Here is a 16,333-nt window from a genome sequence, read left to right as displayed (position 1 = left end):
GACCATGACGCCAGAAGACGGGCACGAACAGCGCAACCAGCGGCAGTTCGACAACCTCGCGGCCTCATACGACCGGATGGGATTTCTGACCCTGACCGCACAGTTCGTCGCGGATCAGGTGGACGTCCAGGCCGGGCAGGACGTGATGGACGTGATGACGGGCACAGGCAGCGTGGCCCTGGCGCTCGCGGCAAAGACCAGCGGGACGGTCCGCGTGGTGGGCACCGATCTGTCGGACGGCATGCTGGGGATGGCGCGCACGCGGGCAGCCGGCGTGGAGAACGTCTCCTTCGTGCAGGCGGACGCCACGGCCCTGCCGTTTGGTGACGCGTCGTTCGACGTGGTGGTGTGCGCCTCTGGCCTGTTCTTCGTCCCGGACATGGTCGCGGCGCTGCGGGAATGGCGGCGCGTGGTGCGGCCTGGGGGCGCGGTGCTGTACTCGTCGTTCGGGCCGGGCCTGCTGGGCACGCTGCCGGGCCTGTGGCGCGGGCGCCTGGGCGCCCACGGCGTCACGCCGGGCTTTCCACCGCTGGGCCGGATTCCCACCCTGGACGCCGCGCGTGAGCTGCTGGTCGCGGCGGGGCTGGAGGACGTGACTGTGACCCGGACGGACGTTCCGTATGTCCTGGCGGACGTGGAGCAGCGCTGGGGGGACATCGAGGCCGGGCTGGAGGGACAGCCGCTGTCGGCCCTCAGCCCGGACAGCCGCGCGCGGGTCGAGGCGGAACACCGTGCAGAGCTCGCGCCGCTATTCGCAGACGGCGCGGTCACGGTGCCGCTGCCAGTGATCGTCGCGCGCGGCACGCGTGGGCAGAGCGCTTCCTGATCCCCCGGGCACGTTCTTTCGGAGGATGAAACCGCCGGGCGCTTGACGGCGTACTGTGGGGCATGACGAACCCTGACGACAAAGGTGGCCCCGAACGGACTCCGCAGCAGGGCGCGCCCTCCTGGGTAGACGAGGTGCTGAACGCGCCCACGGCGCCCACCCGCCCCGCCGCGGCCCCCACGCCGCCCGCCGCCTCGCCCTCGTGGGTGGACGACGTGATGAACGCCCCTCAGGCGGCCCCGGCCCCCCGCCCGGCGCCCGCAGTGACGTCGCCCGTGGGGACGCCCGTCACGCCCGCGCCCCAGGCGGCGTCTGCATGGCCGGAAGACCTGAGGATTCCCGAGCCCGCGCCGCGCGCCGCGCCGACCGCGCCCGCCGACACCGACTGGGTCTCCCGGGCCACCGGCGCGCAGGCCAAAGACCCGGTCATGCCGCAGGGGCCGTACACGGCGCCGGCCGAGCCCCGCAGCGACTTCGACTCGCTGGGCGCGTCGGCCCGTCAGGCCATGCAGCAGGTGAATTCCGCGATCTCGTCCGGGGACGTGGGGCAGAAGAAGGTGATCGCGGGCCTGCTGGGCATCATCCTGGGCAGCCTGGGCGTGCACAAGTTCTACCTGGGCATGACCACGCCGGGCCTGATCATGCTGGGCGTGAACGTGGGCGTGTGGATCCTCGCGCTGCTGCTGGGCCTGATCACGCTGGGCGTGGGCCTGATCGTGACCGTGCCGCTGGCAAGCCTGGTGAGCGGCGCCATCGGTCTGCTGGGCCTGGTCGAGGGCATCATCTACCTGACCAAGTCCGACGCGGACTTTGAACGCGAATACGTGATCGGCAAGAAAGCCTGGCTGTAACACCAGGTTTCGCGCGGCAGGGTCGAAACAGGAACGACCGGAGAGCAGAGGGCGCCGATCTGGCCCTCTGCTCTCCGCTCTCTGCGACTACAACGCCTGTTCGATGTCCGCCTGGAGGTCCGCCAGGTCTTCCACGCCCACGCTCATGCGGATGGTGGTGGGGGTGACGCCGGCCGCGTGGCGGGCAGCTTCGGGCACGCGGCCGTGCGTGGTCGTCCACGGGTGCACGACCAGCGTGCGGACGTCACCGAGGTTCGGGGCGATGCGCAGCACGCGCACCCGCGCCAGGAACGCGGACGGGTCCGGCACCTCGAAGGTCAGCACGGCGCCCTGCCCGCGCGGCAGTTGCCTCGCCGCGTTGGCGTGAAAGCGGTGGTCCGGCAGGCCGGGGTAACTGACCTTCCCGACGCGGGGGTGCGCCTGGAGCCACTGGGCCAGCGCCAGGGCGGTGGCGCTCTCGCGCGACACGCGCAGGGCCAGCGTCTCCAGACCCTGCGCGATCAGGAACGCGGAGTGCGGGGCGAGCGTCATGCCGATCTGGTGAGCGCCCAGCCAGCGCTGACGCCACGCCAGGGCGTGCTCGCCGCGCACCCTCAGGAGGCTCTGCTCGCCGCCGTCGGTGTAGATGGGCGTGCGGCTCAGGTCGTGCCGCGTGCCGACGGTCACGCTGCCGCCCATCACGCTGCCGTGTCCGCCCGCCCACTTGGTCAGGGACTGCGACACGATGTCCGCGCCGTGCTCCAGCGGGCGGCACAGGTAGCCCACGCCGCCGCAGGTGTTGTCGATGGCCAGCAGCGCGCCGTGCCCGTGCGCGACGTCGGCCAGCGCGGCGATATCCGGCACGTCCCCGGCGGGGTTGCTGATCATCTCGGCCCACACGAGGCGGGTGGTCTCGCGCATGGCACCCCGGATGGCGTCGGGCGTGCCGTCCACCAGCGTCGCGGTGATGCCCATCAGCGGCAGGATGTTGGTGAGCATGCCGGTGGTGCCGCCGAACAGACTCGCGGCGGAGACCACGTGGTCCCCGGCGCGGCACACGCTCAGGATGCTGGTCAGGGTGGCCGCCTGTCCGCTCGCCACGGCCACGGTCGCCGCGCCGCCCTCCAGGGCACTGACGCGGGTTTCCAGGGCGCGCACCGTGGGATTCTGCAACCGGGCGTAGCTCAGGCCGCCGTTGACCTGGAATTCCTCCTGCGCCTCTTCCAGCGTGTCGAACTGGAACGCGGCGGCGGCATGGATGGGAAAGCCGATGGTCTCGCCCAGGCCGCGCGGAATGGCGGTCTGGACGGCGGCCGTCTCGTAGGCCCAGGGGGCGGGGTCATGGGCAGGATCGGTCATGGGCTCAAGCTACGCGTCTGCACAGAGGAGCGTGGTGGGGCTGTCCGGATAGCCCGACACGACGCGCGGCCTGCAGTGCAGGCCGCGCGTCTGAGCAGGGAAGGCCGGATTCAGGGACGTGCGCGCAGCGCGTCGCGGATCTCGGCCAGCAGCTTCTCCTCGTTGCTGGGCTCGGCGACGGCGGGTTTCTCTTCGCGCTTGAAGCGGTCCATCAGGGCGTTGAACGGCACGATCACGAAGAAGTAGATGATTGCGGCAGTGATGACGAAGCTGATCAGCGACGTGAGAAAGGTGCCGTACATGAACTCGCTCTTATTGATGGTGAACTTCAGGGCATCGAAGTTGGGCACGCCCCCGAAGATCCCGATGATGGGCATGATGATGCCCTTAGTAAACGTGTCCACGACCTTGCCGAAGGCCGCGCCGATCAGCACGCCGACGGCCAGGTCAATGAGGTTGCCGCGCAGTAGGAATTTCTGGAATCCGCTGATCATACTGGCGAGTGTTACACCGTCCTTCCCGCGTTAACAGTTCGTATGGATGAGCTGTCTATGCATGTCCTGACCATCCCGTCACTCTCCTCGGGCAGGTGGCAGGTGAGAACGGGACGACGCGGCGAAGCACGCTAGCCTACGGACGTGACCCGCTCCGCCGTGACCACCCGCGTGCCAGCCGGCGCCCGGACCCGCGCTCCGCTGGTGCTGGCCGCGCTCGAGGCCGCGTACCCGGACGCCCGCACCGAACTGGCCTTCACCACGCCCTTCGAACTGCTGGTCGCCACGGTGCTCAGCGCGCAGGCCACGGACGTCAGTGTGAACGCCGCCACACCCGCCCTGTTCGCGCGCTACCCGGACGCCCACGCCATGAGCGCGGCCACGCCGGAGGACATCGAACCGCTGATCCGCAGCATCGGCCTGTACCGCGGCAAGGCGCGGAACCTGGCGGCGCTGGCGCGGCTGCTGGTCGAGCGCCACGGCGGCGACGTGCCGAACGATTTCGACGCCGTGGTGGCGCTGCCCGGCGCGGGCCGCAAGACCGCGAATGTGGTCCTCAGCAACGCCTACGGCTACCCCGCCATTGCAGTGGACACGCACGTGGGCCGCCTGGCCCGGCGGCTGGGCCTCAGCGCGCAGACCAACCCGGACCGCGTGGAGGCTGACCTGCAGAAACTCTTCCCGCGGGAGCGCTGGGTGTTCCTGCACCACGCGCTGATCCTGCACGGCCGCCGGGTCTGCCAGGCGCGCACGCCGGACTGCGCAGCGTGCTCCATGCGCGGTTTCTGCCCGCAGGTGGGCGTGGACCGGCACACCTGACCCGCCGTGCAGCCGCCAGGGGTTCCGTTCATGAGGTAGGCACGCTCCGGGCGCAGGGGGAACATGGGGGTAGACTGCAAAGAATGAGCGACACGACCCCCCTTCACCGCCTGCAACGCGTTCAGGAACTCGACCTGAACCTCGACCGCCTGCGCGATGAGGAGCTGAACATCCCCGACGACCTGCGGGCCGCCCGCAACGAGCAGGAACGACTGAACAACGACCTCGAGGACACCGAGATCACCCTGGAGGACGTCGACCGGCGCGTGCGCGGCCAGGAGCAGGACCTGGCCGGCACCCGCGAGCAGATCGAGCGCGCCCGCGAGGAGCAGGACAAGAACGCCTACGACGCCCGCGCGCAGTCGCAGTACGGCAGCCGTATCCAGCAGCTCGGCGAGCGGGCCGACGAGATGGAAGAAGACCTCGCGCCGCTGCGTGAGCGTCAGCGGGAACTGAACGAGAAGGCCGCCGCGCTGCGCGTCCAGATGCGCGAGCTGCGCCCCGGCCTGTCTGCCCTCGAGACGCGCGACGATCAGCGCGTGCAGGACCTGCGCGACCAGGGCGAGGCCGACCGGCAGGAACGCGCCACGCTGGCCGCCGGGCTCGACGCGCGCACCATGCGCGAGTACGACATGATCCGCAAGGCGAAAAAGGGCCTGGGCGTCGTGGAGATCAAGGGTGGCCGCTGCTCGGGCTGCAACGTGGTGCTGCCGGTGAGCATCCAGCAGAAGGCCGCGCAGGGCAAGCTGCCCCCCGTGAAATGCCCGTCGTGCGGGCGCTTCCTGATCCGACTCGACCTTCAGTAAACGCGGGCAGGCGCGGCGCGGGCCGGGTGCGGTGGCCCGCGCCTTCCGTCGCCGGTCAGGACGCCGTACGCGGTGAGCGCGGCCCGGTGTGGACGATGTGTGGCCCGCGCTCTCTGTGAGTGACCCGCGCCCCCAACCTCAGTACGCGTCTTCCGCGAAGACCCGGCGGATGTCGTCCGTGTCCAGCCCGCAGCTGAGCAGCGTGAGGAGCAGCAGCCGGGCCTTGTGGGCGTTCAGGAAACTGGCGGGGATGGCGCCGGCCTCCACCAGGGTCGCGCCGCCGCCGGGGTAGCCGTACACGGGCAGCACCGGCCCGGCGTGCGTGCGCGTGGCGATCACCACGGGCCGGTCCGTGTCGCTTATCAGCGGCAGCAGTTCGGCCGGCAGGTTTCCGGTGCCCAGCGCCGCGATCACCAGGCCGTCGGCGCGGCTCCGGGCCTCGGCGTAGCCCTCGCCCCGCCACCCGGCGTAGGCGTACAGGATCTCCACGCGGGCGTCGAGGTGCGGCGGCTCCAGCGGCGTGCGGGCGTCCGGCGTGGCGAAGTACTCCACGCGCGCCGCGTGCCCCACCCGGTCAATGCGGCCGATGGGACCGGGGTAGCCACCGAAGGCGTCCACGGCGGTCGTGTGGATCTTCGTGACGGTGCGCGCGTCGAAGACGTCGCCGCCGAACACCACCAGCGCGCCGCGCCCGCGCGTGCGGGGGTGCAGCGCGACCTGCGCGGCGTCCAGCAGGTTGCCCGGGCCGTCCCAGGACGCCTCTTCCATATGCCGCATGGAACCGGTCAGCACGACCGGGATGGAAGCAGGCAGCAGCAGGTGCAGCGCGAAGGCCGTCTCCTCCAGCGTATCGGTGCCGTGCGTGATGACCACGCCGTCGTGCTCCGGGGCGACGCGCGCGACCAGCCGTGCCAGCTCCAGCATGTGGCGCGGCGTGACGTGCGGGCTGGGCAGCGTGAAGGGCTGGTAATCGTGCACGCTCACGCCGTCCAGGCCGGGGACGCTGGGCGCGCGCTGCGGCGTGACGCCGCGGCCGTCCGGCGCGGGGCGGCTGGAGATCGTGCCGCCCGTGTGGATCACGGCCAGCCGCTGGAGCGCGTTCACGCGGGCCCGTTCAGACGTGCGCGGCGTCCACGAGGTCGCGCGCGCCCTGGCCCAGCATGTCCTGCGCGAGTTCGGCGCCCAGGTCCGCGCACTCGGCCGCGTCGCCCTGGGTGGTGCCGCGGATCACCTTGCTGCCGTCCAGCGCGCCCACCCAGCCCTCCAGCGTGAGGACACCGCCCTTGATGGTGGCGTGCGCGCCCACCGGCGCCAGGCACCCGGCCCCCAGGCCCGCCAGGAATTCCCGCTCGGCGGTGATGCGGTCGTCGGTGGTGTGGTCGTGGATGGCGTATGCGACCTCGATGTTCAGGTCGTCGTCCGCACGGGTCTCGAGCGCCAGGGCGCCCTGACCGGGCGCGGGCAGCATGATGTCCGGCTCCAGAAATTCGTCGATGCGGTGGCGCATCTCGGTGCGGATCAGGCCCGCGGCGGCCAGGATGATCGCGTCGTACTCGTCGCCGGCGAGTGCGGCAAGCCGGGTGTCGATGTTGCCGCGCAGGTTGATCACCTGCAGATCCGGGCGGAAGGCCTTCAGGAAGGCCTTGCGGCGCACGGAACTCGTGCCCACCCGCGCGCCCTGCGGCAGGGCGGACAGCTGCTTCATGCCTTCCTTGCCGATCAGGACGTCGCGCGCGTCCACGCGTTTGGGAATGCTGGCGACCTCCAGCGCTTCGGGCTGCTCGGTGGGCAGGTCCTTGAGACTGTGGACCGCGATGTCGATGCGGTTCTGGAGCAGGGCGTCCTCGATTTCCTTGACCCAGAAGCCCTTGTCGCCGCGCTCGGCCATGGCCGCCAGGCTGCCGCGCTGCTGGTCGCCCTTCGTGCTGATCGTCTGAATGCGGAAGTCCGTGTCGGGCCACTCCTCTTTCAGCCGGGCGACCACCCAGTGGGTCTGCGCGAGCGCGAGCGTGGAGCCGCGCGTTCCTACCGTCACCGTACGCATAACCCACGCATTATAGAGGTCGCGCGCTCAGTGCGCACCTGACCGCCGGCCCTGTCCACCGTCCCGCCATGCTCAGTCGCCGGACGCGGCGCGCACACCGGGTGCGGGGAGCTGCCGCGGCAACCGGGTCCAGAGCAGCAGCAGCGACAGCGCCCCCAGCACGACCAGCGCGATCAGGCCCACGCGGGGACCGAGCGGACCGGTCTTGCTGATCAGGCCGCTGGAGATCAGCGCGCCCGGCGGTCCCATACCGACCAGCACGAAGGAGTACAGGCTCATCACCCGGCCGCGCAGGTGATCGGGAATGGTGAGCTGCACGCTGCTGTTCGCGCTGACCAGCAGGCTCAGCATGCCGAAGCCGCACGCGGCCAGCACCGGCACCGCCAGCTCAGGGCCGGGTGTCAGGGCGAGCAGCGTGGCCGAGGCCAGCAGGATCAGCGCGCCCACACGCAGGTTGCGCAGCGGGTTGGGTTTGCTCGCCTGCCACAGCGCGCCCGCCATCGCCCCCGCCCCGAACGCCGCCGACAGCAGGCCGAAGGTCGCCTCGCGCGCGCCGAAGACCACGCGGGCGTAGTACGGGATGATCACGTTGAAGTTCACCACCGTCAGGCTCAGCAGGCCCACCAGCAGCATCACGTTGCGCACGCCCGGGGTGCGCCGCACGTAGCGCAGACCCTCTCGCACGTCGTCGAGCATGCTGCCGTGCGGCGCCCCCTCGCGCGGCGGGAAGGGCAGCGTCGCCAGCACGTACAGCACGACGAAGAACGACACGACATTCAGGTAGAACGGCAGCGCCAGGTGCGACACGTTCGAGCTGTCCCCGCCGGCCAGCAGGCTCGCGCCCAGCGCCGCGACCACGCCGAACAGCGCCTGCCCCAGCGTGCGGCTCACGTTGAACGACAGGCTGTTCAGCGCCACGGCGTTGCTGACGTCGGCGCGCGGCACGAAATCCACGACCATGCTCTGCCGGGCGGGCATGTCGAAGGCGTTGGCACAGCCGGACACGAACGCGATCAGCATCACCAGCGGCAGCGTGACGACGCCCAGGTGGGTGGTCACGGCCAGCGCCACGGCGGTGAGCATCAGCACGCCCTGCGTGGTCAGCAGCACCCGCCGCCGGGGCAGACGGTCGATCACCGCGCCGGCGAACAGCGACAGCAGCAGGCTGGGCATGAACTGCGCGACCGTCACCCAGCCGAGCGCCGCCGAACTGCCCCCCGAAAGTTCCAGCACGAGGTACTGCTGCGCAGTGGACTGCATCCAGCTGCCCACCAGCGACAGCAGCTGCGACGACCAGAAACGGCGGTAATGGGGGTGGCGCAGGGCGCTGAACGTCCGGGCTCGCCACGCGTCGGCACGCGCTAGCACGGTGTCCACCATACGCCCCACAGCGCTGCCCGCGGCCGGCCGGCGGCCCCATATGCCGGACACCGCGTGGCGGCTCCATCCGGCCGCAGATCCGGGAAAGACCGTGCTGGACTTTGCATTCCGGGGCTGCGGCGTGTTACGGTGCCCGGGTCTCCACCGTTCACCGAGTCCAGAGCGTTCCCTCACGTCGCCCCTGAGAGCTGCCCGGATGCCCCGACCCGTCCTTGCCCTGCGCTCCACGCTGCTGCTCCTGGCCCTGGGCCTGGGGGCGCCCGCCCTGGCCGCCGCCCCGACGCTGCCCGCAGCCAGCACGGCCACGACAGTCACGGTGCAGCCCGGCGACACCGCGTACGCCATCGCGCGCCGGGCCGGGATCAGCGTGGACACGCTGCTGGCCCTGAACGGCCTGAGCACGCCGGCCGTGAAGGTCGGACAGGTGCTGCGCGTGCGCGAGGTGACGGTCTATGTCGTGCAGCCGGGCGAGACGCTGTACGCCCTGTCACGGCGCTACGGCGTGAGCGTGGACGCCCTGCTGTACGAGAACGCCCTGCCGCCCGGCGCGACCCTGAAGGCCGGGCAGACCCTGCGGATTCCCGCCGCCGCGTCCGGCAGTGTGGCCCTGGCCGCCGCACCCGTCACGGCGCCCGCCGTGGTGAGCACGCCGGCCACGCCGTCTGGGGGCGTCCTCGGCTCGCCGTTCGTGCCGGCCCTGCCCGCTCCGGACCGCCCGAGCCTCAGCGCGCCCAGCCGCCTGCCCACGCTGCCCACCCCGCCGGACGCCCTGCTGCCGCCGCTGGCGCCCGCGGCCGTGAACGCCCAGCCCACCGACTGGCTGTCGGCCGCGCTGGCGCTGCTGGGCACACCCTACGTGTACGGCGGGGCCACGCCGAGCGGCACGGACTGCAGCGGCCTGGTCGTGCAGGTGTTCACGCCGCTGGGCGTGACGCTGCCGCGCACCAGCGCCGAGCAGGCCCGCGCCGGCGCGCCGGTTGAGAGCGGCCAGTGGCAGCCCGGCGACCTGGTGTTCTTCGACACCGAGGGCCAGGGCCGCGTGTCGCACGTGGGCATCTACCTGGGCAATGACACCTTCGTGGACGCCAACACCTACCAGGGCAAGGTCGTGATCGACCGCCTGCTGGGCGACCGCTACTGGGCGGCGCGCTACCTGGGGGCGCGGCGCGTGCTGCCGGACCCTCTGGCGCTGCGGCCGTGACCGGCGCTACGCGTCGTCGCTGACGTCGTCCGCGTCGAGGATGGCGCGGTACTCGTCGATGTGCGCGCCCTCGCCGAGTTCGCGGGCGATCTTCTCGATGGCCAAGCGCACGACCTCGCTCTTGCTGATCAGCCGCTCGGGGCTGGACAGTTCGTAGGCCGTGCGGGTCAGGAGGGCGTCCTGCTCATCGCTGATGACCACCTGCAGGCGTTTGCGTTCCTTCTTGGGCATACCCTCTCCTGATCGGGCCCCGGGCGCGCGCCGCGGAACACGCGGGCAGCGTAGCATGCGAGGTGAGTGTGCTCAACATCGTCCTCACCGTTGCCACCAAGCTTGGCAGCGGCATGAGTATAGTACTCACGTGAGGTCCGCCGACGTCTGGACACCCGGATAGAGGCAGTGGCACGTGACCTCACGTAGACGTACAGTGAGCATCGTGTGTAACATGCACCTGCACCCAGGTGCGTGCCCTCCCCTGTACTCCCGCGGCCGGCCGCGCCGCTTCCAAAAGGACCTCCATGCAACTGACTCCACTGCACATCAAGGGAGGCCGCCCGCTCGCCGGGACGGTCGCCGCCCAACACAGCAAGAACGCGGCCCTGCCCGTGATCGTCGCGAGCCTCCTGAGCAGTGAGAAGATCACCCTGCACGGCATTCCGCGCCTGTCGGACGTCGTGACCATCCTCGACCTGATGCAGCACCTCGGCACGCAGCACGCGTGGGTGGGCGAGAACAGCCTGGAACTGCACACGCCCGAGATCGTGAACACCGACGCGCCCTACGCGCTGGTGAGCAAGATGCGCGCGTCGTTCATCGTGCTGGGCGCCATCCTGGCCCGCACCGGGCAGGCCACCGTGTCGATGCCCGGCGGCTGCGCGTGGGGTCCGCGCCCCGTGGACCAACACGTCAAGGCCCTGAGGGCGCTGGGCGCCGAGATCACCGAGGACGGCGGCAACTTCGACGCCCGGCGCAGCGCGTCCCTGAGCGGCACCTTCATCTTCGAGCTGCTCACGGTCGGCGGCACCCACAACGCCATCCTGGCGAGCGTGCTGGGTGACGGCGTGGTCACGCTGGAGAACGCCAGCATCGACACCGACGTCGTGGACATGATCGAGTTCCTGAACAGCCTGGGCGCCGACATCCAGGGCGCCGGCACCAACACGCTGGTGATCCGCGGCGTCCCGGCCCTGCGCGGCGGGGCGTACACCGTGATCCCGGACCGCATCGAGGCCGGCACCTTCATGATCATGGCCGCCGCCACGCGCAGCCGCGTGGAACTCACGAACATCCGTCCGGATCACCTGCGCGCCGTGAGCGCCAAGTTGCAGGAGATGGGCGTGGACGTGCAGGAGGGCGACACCAGCGTGGTCGTGGACGCCCGCGGCCGTGAGCTGCGGCCCGTGAACATCACCACCCAGAGCTACCCCGGCTTCCCCACGGACCTGCAACCGCAGATGAGCGCCCTGCTCGCCACGGTGCCCGGCACCAGCGTCGTGCAGGACCCGGTGTACCCGGACCGCCTGACGCACGTGGCGGAGATGCACCGCATGGGTGCCAACATCACCGTCAGCGGCTACACCCAGGTCATCCAGGGCGCGCGGCTGCACGCGGCGCCCGTGAAGGCCGCCGACCTGCGGGCCGGCGCGGCCCTGATCATCGCCGCCCTGACCGCCGACGGCGAGACCGTGATCGACGGCGTGCAGTACCTCAACCGCGGCTACGAGCGCCTGTCCGAGCGCCTGCGCGGCCTGGGCGTGGACGTGCACCAGTCCGAACTCGCCCTCGCGATGGACTGACGCCAGCCCAAGAAGTGCGCCCGCCTCCAGTGCTGAGGCGGGCGCGCGTCGTACCAGTCAGCGGCCGTTCCGAGCTTTCACAGCGGTCACCAAAACGAGTGAAGGAAAGCCCTTCACTTGTTCTGGGGCGAGCAGAGCGAGTTACCGCGCCACACAGCGGTTGGAGTGGAGTTGAGGGGCCAACAGCGCCACTCAACGGAACGCCGCTGTCAGACCTCTCCGCCCCAGCCCCTGCCGTGCTCGTCCCACGCGGCCTGGATGTGCGTGAGGACGTCGATGGGCAGCGGGCCCTTCTGCGCGAGCTGGATGTTGCGTTCGAGGTTGTCCACGCGGGCTGTGCCGACAATGGCGCTGTGCACGCCGGGCGTATACGCGGCGAAGCGCAGCGCGAACTCGTCCCACTCCAGGCCGGCGCCCTGCCGTATGCCGTCCAGGTCAAGCGTTCCCAGGCGTTCCCAGTAGGGCTCGGCGTACTGGCCGGCGGGGCGCTGGGCGTACTGCCACGCGGCGTTGGCGATGGGCCGCTTGGCGATCACGCCCAGGCCCGCGTCCCGCGCCTGCGGCAGGACGTGCTGCGCGCTCCACTGGTCCGCGAGGTTCACGCTGGTCTCCACGCTGCCGAAACGGCCAGACGTCGCGGCCCAGCGCAGGGCGTCGTTCTCGCCGCTGTAGGCGGCCACGCGGATCAGACCCTGGGCGCGGGCGTCGTCCAGCGCGGCCAGCAGGTCGTCCCGGCGCAGCACGTCCAGCGGGCAGGAGTGCAGGTGGAAGATGTCGATCCAGTCCACCCGCATCCGGCGCAGCGCCTGCTCGATGCCGGAGCGGATCGCCTGCGGAGTCCAGTCGTCGGCGCCCTCCGCGCCATACCCGCCCTTGCTGCTCAGGATGAAATCGTGGCGGCGCCACGACAGGTGCCGCCCGATGCGCTCCTCGCTGAGGCCGTAGCCGCGCGCCGTGTCCACCAGCGTCACGCCGAAGTCGAGCGCCCGGTTCATCAGGGTGCCGGCCAGATCCTCGCTGTGGCGGGCGTCGCCGATCTGGCCGGCGCCCAGGCCCAGCACGCTCACGGTCAGTCCGGTGGTGCCAAATTCACGCTGTTCCATGCGGGCATTGTGCCGCAGAGACGTCAAGCGAGTTCCGCCCGGCCCTCCTGCTGCGTCCGGAACTGCAGGTCGTACAGGTCGCGGTACAGGCCGCCGGCGGCGATCAGCTGCGCGTGCGGGCCGTCCTGGACGATGCGCCCGGCGTCGAGGACCACGATGCGGTCGGCGTTGCGCACGGTCGAGAGGCGGTGGGCGATCACGAAGGTGGTGCGGCCCTGCATCAGGCGTTCCAGCGCCGACTGCACCAGCGCCTCGGACTCGTTGTCCAGGGCGCTGGTCGCCTCGTCGAGGATCAGGATACGCGGGTCTTTCAGCACCGCGCGGGCGATGGCGACGCGCTGGCGCTGCCCGCCCGACAGCTTCACGCCGCGCTCGCCCACCACCGTGTCGTAGCCGGCCGGCAGCGCCGTGACGAACTCGTGGACGTTCGCGGCGCGGGCGCTGTCCTCGACCTCGGCGGGCGTGGCGTCGGGGCGGCCATACAGGATGTTTTCGCGCACCGTGCCGGAGAACAGCAGCGTTTCCTGCGGCACCAGCCCCACCTGGGCGCGCAGGTCCGAGAGCGTGTAGGCGCGCACGTCCTGTCCGTCGATCAGCAGCGCGCCGCCGCTCACGTCCCAGAAGCGGGGAATCAGGCTCACCAGCGTGGTCTTTCCCGCCCCACTGGGACCCACCAGCGCGACCACCTGGCCGGCGGGCACGTCCAGGCTCAGGCCGCGCAGCACGCCGGCGTCTCCGTACCCGAACGACACGTCGCGGAAGGTCACGCGGCCCTCGGCGCGCGTGAGCGGCGCGGGCGCAGTGGGTTCCGGAAGGTCGCTGCGCTCGTCGAGCAGCTCGAAGATGCGGCTGGACGCGCCCAGCGCTTCCTGGAACTGGTTCACGACGCCGGTCAGCTGCGCGACCGTGCCGCCCACCTGGAGGGCGTAGAACAGGAAGGTCACGAGGTTCCCCGGCGACAGCTGCCCGGCCATGACCAGCCGCCCGCCGTACCACAGCACCAGGGCCAGCGAGGAGAAGGTCAGGAAGCTCATGATGCCGGACATGAAGGCCTGCAGCCGGGCCCGGTGCAGGGCCGCCACGAAGCTGGCGTGCACGCCCCGGCCGTAGCGGGCGCGTTCGGCGTCCTCGGCGGTGAAGCCCTGCACCACGCGCACGCCGCTGATGGCCTCCTCGGCGCTGGCGTTGGCCTGCGCGACCGCGTCCTGCACGCTGCGGCTGACCACCCGGATGCGCCGGCCGATGGTCACGGCCGTGCCGATCACCAGCGGAATGATCACCAGCGTGAGCAGGCTCAGGCGCGCGGAGGTGGTCACCAGCAGGACCAGCGCGCCCACCAGCGTGACCGCCTGGGCGGCGAGCTGGGCCAGGGCGGTGCTGGTCACGCCCTGCACGGTGCCCACGTCGGCGGTCAGGCGGCTGGTCAGGTCGCCGGTCTTGTGCTCCCCGAAAAAGCGCGGCGAGAGCGTGAGCAGGTGCGAGAACACCGCGCGGCGCAGGTCCGCGACCACGCCCGCCCCCACCCGCGCGAGCAGGTACGACTGCGCCGCCCCGAAGCACGCCGACAGCGCGAACACGCCCAGCAGCAGCAGCACCGTGCGGTCGAGCGGCCCGGTGTCCGCACTGCCCAGCCGCAGGAAGGACGCGTCCACCAGGCCGCCGAAGAGTTTGGGAAACACCAGATTCAGGCCGCTGGACAGCAGCGTGGCGAGCACGCCCAGCACGAACAGCGGACGGTACGGCCGGGCGTAGGCCAGCAGCCGCGCGAGCTGCCGGGGATCACGGGGAACGGAAGCGCCCGCCCGGCCAGCGGGCGCACCGAGCGGGCGGGGACGCGAGAACATACCGGCAGGGTACGCCCTGAACGCCCGGCGAAGGGTGGCCGCCCCCGGCGGGGTCAGGCCAGGACGGCGTCCGGCGCGGCGTGGGGCAGGTCGAACGCGTCGGCCACGCCGCGGTACGTGAGCTGGCCGCGGTGGGTGTTCAGCCCGAGCATCAGCGCGGGGTTGCGGTGCAGCGCATGAACGCCGTGGTCCGCGAGCAGCAGCGCGTACGGCAGCGTCTGGTTGGTCAGGGCGAAGGTGCTGGTGCGCGGCACGGCGCCGGGCATGTTCGCCACGCCGTAGTGGATCACGCCGTCCACGACGTAGGTAGGATCGTCGTGCGTGGTCGGGTGGATGGTCTCCACGCAGCCGCCCTGATCCACCGCGACGTCCACGATCACGCTGCCCTCCGGCATCAGCTTCAGCATGTCGCGCGTGACCAGGTGCGGAGCCTTCGCGCCGGGGATCAGCACGGCGCCGATCAGCAGGTCCGTGGTGGGCAGCAGGTCGCGGATGTTCGCCTCGCTGCTCATCATGGTGGTCAGCTTGCCGAAAAACACGTCGTCCAGGTACGCCAGCCGCCGCTGCGACACGTCCAGGATGGTGACCTTGGCGCCCAGGCCCATCGCCATCTTGGCGGCGTTCGTGCCCACCACGCCGCCCCCCACGATGGTGACGTGACCGGGCTGCACGCCGGGCACCCCGCCGAGCAGCACGCCGCGCCCGCCCACGGGCTTTTGCAGGTGGTACGCGCCGGCCTGCACGCTCAGGCGCCCGGCGACCTCGCTCATGGGCGTCAGCAGCGGCAGGCTGCCGTCGGCGGTCTGCACGGTCTCGTAGGCGACGCCGGTGGTGCCCGCGGCCAGCAGCGCGTCGGTCAGGGGCCGGTCCGCGGCGAGGTGCAGGTACGTGAACAGCAGCAGGTCGTCACGCAGGTAGCGGTATTCGCGCTCCACGGGTTCCTTGACCTTCACGACCATCTCGGCGGCCCACGCGTCGTCGCCGCTGCCGAGCTGCGCGCCGGCCTGCACGTACTCGCTGTCGGGAATACCGCTGCCCACGCCGGCACCCTGCTCGACGGTGACACTGTGCCCGCGCCGCACCAGCGTCGCCACGCCGCCGGGCGTGAGCGCCACGCGGTTTTCCTTGACCTTGATTTCCTTCGGGAGTCCGATATGCATACAGAGACCTCGCTGGGCCGCGGCCCGTCCGGGGCGGCCGGTGATGCTGGATGTGGCGCAATGCTAGCAGGACCCGCCACGGTCAGGATTGCCGGAAGGCGCCCGCCGACGGGTGATCCGAGCAATCCTGTTGCCCGGATGTGCCATGATGCTTTCAATCATGTCTCAAGAAGCGCTGGACGCCATCGACCGTCAGATCCTGGGCATCCTGCAGCAGGACGCCCGCAAGCCCAATACCGAACTCGCCGACGAGATCGGCCTGACGCCCGCGCCCACCCTGCGCCGCGTGCGGCGGCTGGAGGACGAGGGCATCATCCAGCGCTACGTGGCGCTGCTGGACCCCAAGAAGGTGGGGCGCGAGCTGATGGTGCTGGTGCGCGTGACGCTCGACAAGCAGACCAAGGCGGGCTTCGAGGACTTCGCCCGGCAGATGCAGGCCCGCCCCGAGGTGCTGGAATGCTTCCTGTGCCTGGGCGATATCGACTACCTGCTCAAGGTCTGCGTGCCGGACCTGGACGCGTACCAGCACTTTCTGGTCAACACGCTGGCGGCCATTCCCGGCGTGCGCAACACCGCCAGCACCATCGTGGTCAAGCAGGAGAAATACACGACCAGCCTGCCGCTGGAGTGAGCCTGGCGCCCGGCCCTCACGCAGGCAGGCGATACTGCGG

At 71.0% G+C, this 16,333-nt stretch carries 16 protein-coding genes; 7 read left to right on the top strand and 9 right to left on the bottom strand.

Translation table 11 applies throughout. From position 1 onward, the window contains the following. Positions 1-4: 4 nt before the first annotated feature. Together HNQ07_RS24415 and HNQ07_RS16110 are read left to right on the top strand one after the other, a co-directional pair. Entirely contained in the window at positions 5-826 is an 822-nt protein-coding gene (locus HNQ07_RS24415; protein WP_184113610.1) for a class I SAM-dependent methyltransferase, read from the top strand. Between the two features lie 62 nt (positions 827-888). Continuing rightward, positions 889-1,677 (top strand): TM2 domain-containing protein, encoded by a 789-nt coding sequence (locus HNQ07_RS16110; RefSeq protein ID WP_229832093.1) that lies wholly within the window; start codon positions 889-891, stop codon positions 1,675-1,677. 87 nt (positions 1,678-1,764) lie between these two features. On the opposite strand, the gene HNQ07_RS16105 is transcribed toward HNQ07_RS16110, so the two are convergent. After that, on the bottom strand, positions 1,765-3,015 hold the full coding sequence (locus HNQ07_RS16105; protein WP_184113608.1) for an aminotransferase class V-fold PLP-dependent enzyme: 1,251 nt from the start codon (positions 3,013-3,015) through the stop codon (positions 1,765-1,767). Positions 3,016-3,125: 110 nt separating this feature from the next. After that, positions 3,126-3,509, bottom strand: a complete 384-nt coding sequence (gene mscL / locus HNQ07_RS16100) for a large conductance mechanosensitive channel protein MscL (protein WP_184113606.1) — start codon at positions 3,507-3,509, stop codon at positions 3,126-3,128. Between the two features lie 144 nt (positions 3,510-3,653). On the opposite strand from mscL, the gene nth reads away from it, so the two are divergent. After that, positions 3,654-4,328 (top strand): endonuclease III, encoded by a 675-nt coding sequence (nth, locus tag HNQ07_RS16095; protein ID WP_184113604.1) that lies wholly within the window; start codon positions 3,654-3,656, stop codon positions 4,326-4,328. 83 nt (positions 4,329-4,411) lie between these two features. Beyond that, positions 4,412-5,134 (top strand): zinc ribbon domain-containing protein, encoded by a 723-nt coding sequence (locus tag HNQ07_RS16090; RefSeq protein WP_184113602.1) that lies wholly within the window; start codon positions 4,412-4,414, stop codon positions 5,132-5,134. Between the two features lie 138 nt (positions 5,135-5,272). On the opposite strand, the gene HNQ07_RS16085 is transcribed toward HNQ07_RS16090, so the two are convergent. From HNQ07_RS16085 to HNQ07_RS16075, 3 genes are all read right to left on the bottom strand, one after another. Then, positions 5,273-6,238: an asparaginase gene (locus tag HNQ07_RS16085; RefSeq protein ID WP_184113600.1), complete on the bottom strand. Its 966-nt coding sequence runs from the start codon at positions 6,236-6,238 to the stop codon at positions 5,273-5,275. Between the two features lie 10 nt (positions 6,239-6,248). Then, a complete protein-coding gene (gene hemC / locus HNQ07_RS16080) occupies positions 6,249-7,178 on the bottom strand; it encodes a hydroxymethylbilane synthase (protein ID WP_184113598.1) in 930 nt (309 codons plus the stop codon). A 72-nt stretch (positions 7,179-7,250) separates the two neighbouring features. Then, positions 7,251-8,546 (bottom strand): MFS transporter, encoded by a 1,296-nt coding sequence (locus HNQ07_RS16075; protein WP_184113596.1) that lies wholly within the window; start codon positions 8,544-8,546, stop codon positions 7,251-7,253. A 208-nt stretch (positions 8,547-8,754) separates the two neighbouring features. On the opposite strand from HNQ07_RS16075, the gene HNQ07_RS16070 reads away from it, so the two are divergent. After that, on the top strand, positions 8,755-9,759 hold the full coding sequence (locus HNQ07_RS16070) for a C40 family peptidase (RefSeq protein WP_184113594.1): 1,005 nt from the start codon (positions 8,755-8,757) through the stop codon (positions 9,757-9,759). A gap of 6 nt (positions 9,760-9,765) precedes the next feature. Here HNQ07_RS16070 and HNQ07_RS16065 read toward each other — a convergent pair whose 3' ends face one another. Next, positions 9,766-9,990, bottom strand: a complete 225-nt coding sequence (locus HNQ07_RS16065; protein WP_184113592.1) for a transcriptional regulator — start codon at positions 9,988-9,990, stop codon at positions 9,766-9,768. A 287-nt stretch (positions 9,991-10,277) separates the two neighbouring features. Between HNQ07_RS16065 and murA the strand changes: the two genes are divergently transcribed. Next, positions 10,278-11,555 carry a UDP-N-acetylglucosamine 1-carboxyvinyltransferase gene (gene murA / locus HNQ07_RS16060; protein WP_184113590.1) on the top strand — a complete coding sequence of 426 codons (1,278 nt, stop codon included), beginning with the start codon at positions 10,278-10,280 and terminating at the stop codon, positions 11,553-11,555. A gap of 209 nt (positions 11,556-11,764) precedes the next feature. Here the strand turns inward: murA and HNQ07_RS16055 are convergent, their stop codons facing one another. From HNQ07_RS16055 to ald, 3 genes are read right to left on the bottom strand one after another with little or no spacing between them, the layout of a single operon-like run. Further along, positions 11,765-12,658 (bottom strand): aldo/keto reductase, encoded by an 894-nt coding sequence (locus HNQ07_RS16055; RefSeq protein ID WP_184113588.1) that lies wholly within the window; start codon positions 12,656-12,658, stop codon positions 11,765-11,767. 23 nt (positions 12,659-12,681) lie between these two features. Further along, positions 12,682-14,502, bottom strand: a complete 1,821-nt coding sequence (locus HNQ07_RS16050) for an ABC transporter ATP-binding protein (RefSeq protein ID WP_184113586.1) — start codon at positions 14,500-14,502, stop codon at positions 12,682-12,684. A 53-nt stretch (positions 14,503-14,555) separates the two neighbouring features. Next, a complete protein-coding gene (gene ald / locus HNQ07_RS16045; RefSeq protein ID WP_184113585.1) occupies positions 14,556-15,662 on the bottom strand; it encodes an alanine dehydrogenase in 1,107 nt (368 codons plus the stop codon). Between the two features lie 160 nt (positions 15,663-15,822). Here ald and HNQ07_RS16040 point away from each other — a divergent pair, with 160 nt between their 5' ends. Further along, entirely contained in the window at positions 15,823-16,293 is a 471-nt protein-coding gene (locus tag HNQ07_RS16040) for an Lrp/AsnC family transcriptional regulator (protein WP_184113664.1), read from the top strand. The last annotated feature ends 40 nt before the right edge of the window (positions 16,294-16,333 follow it).

The sequence above is a fragment of the Deinococcus metalli genome, from assembly GCF_014201805.1.
Classification (GTDB): domain Bacteria; phylum Deinococcota; class Deinococci; order Deinococcales; family Deinococcaceae; genus Deinococcus; species Deinococcus metalli.
This window is presented reverse-complemented; position numbering and strand designations above follow the sequence as displayed.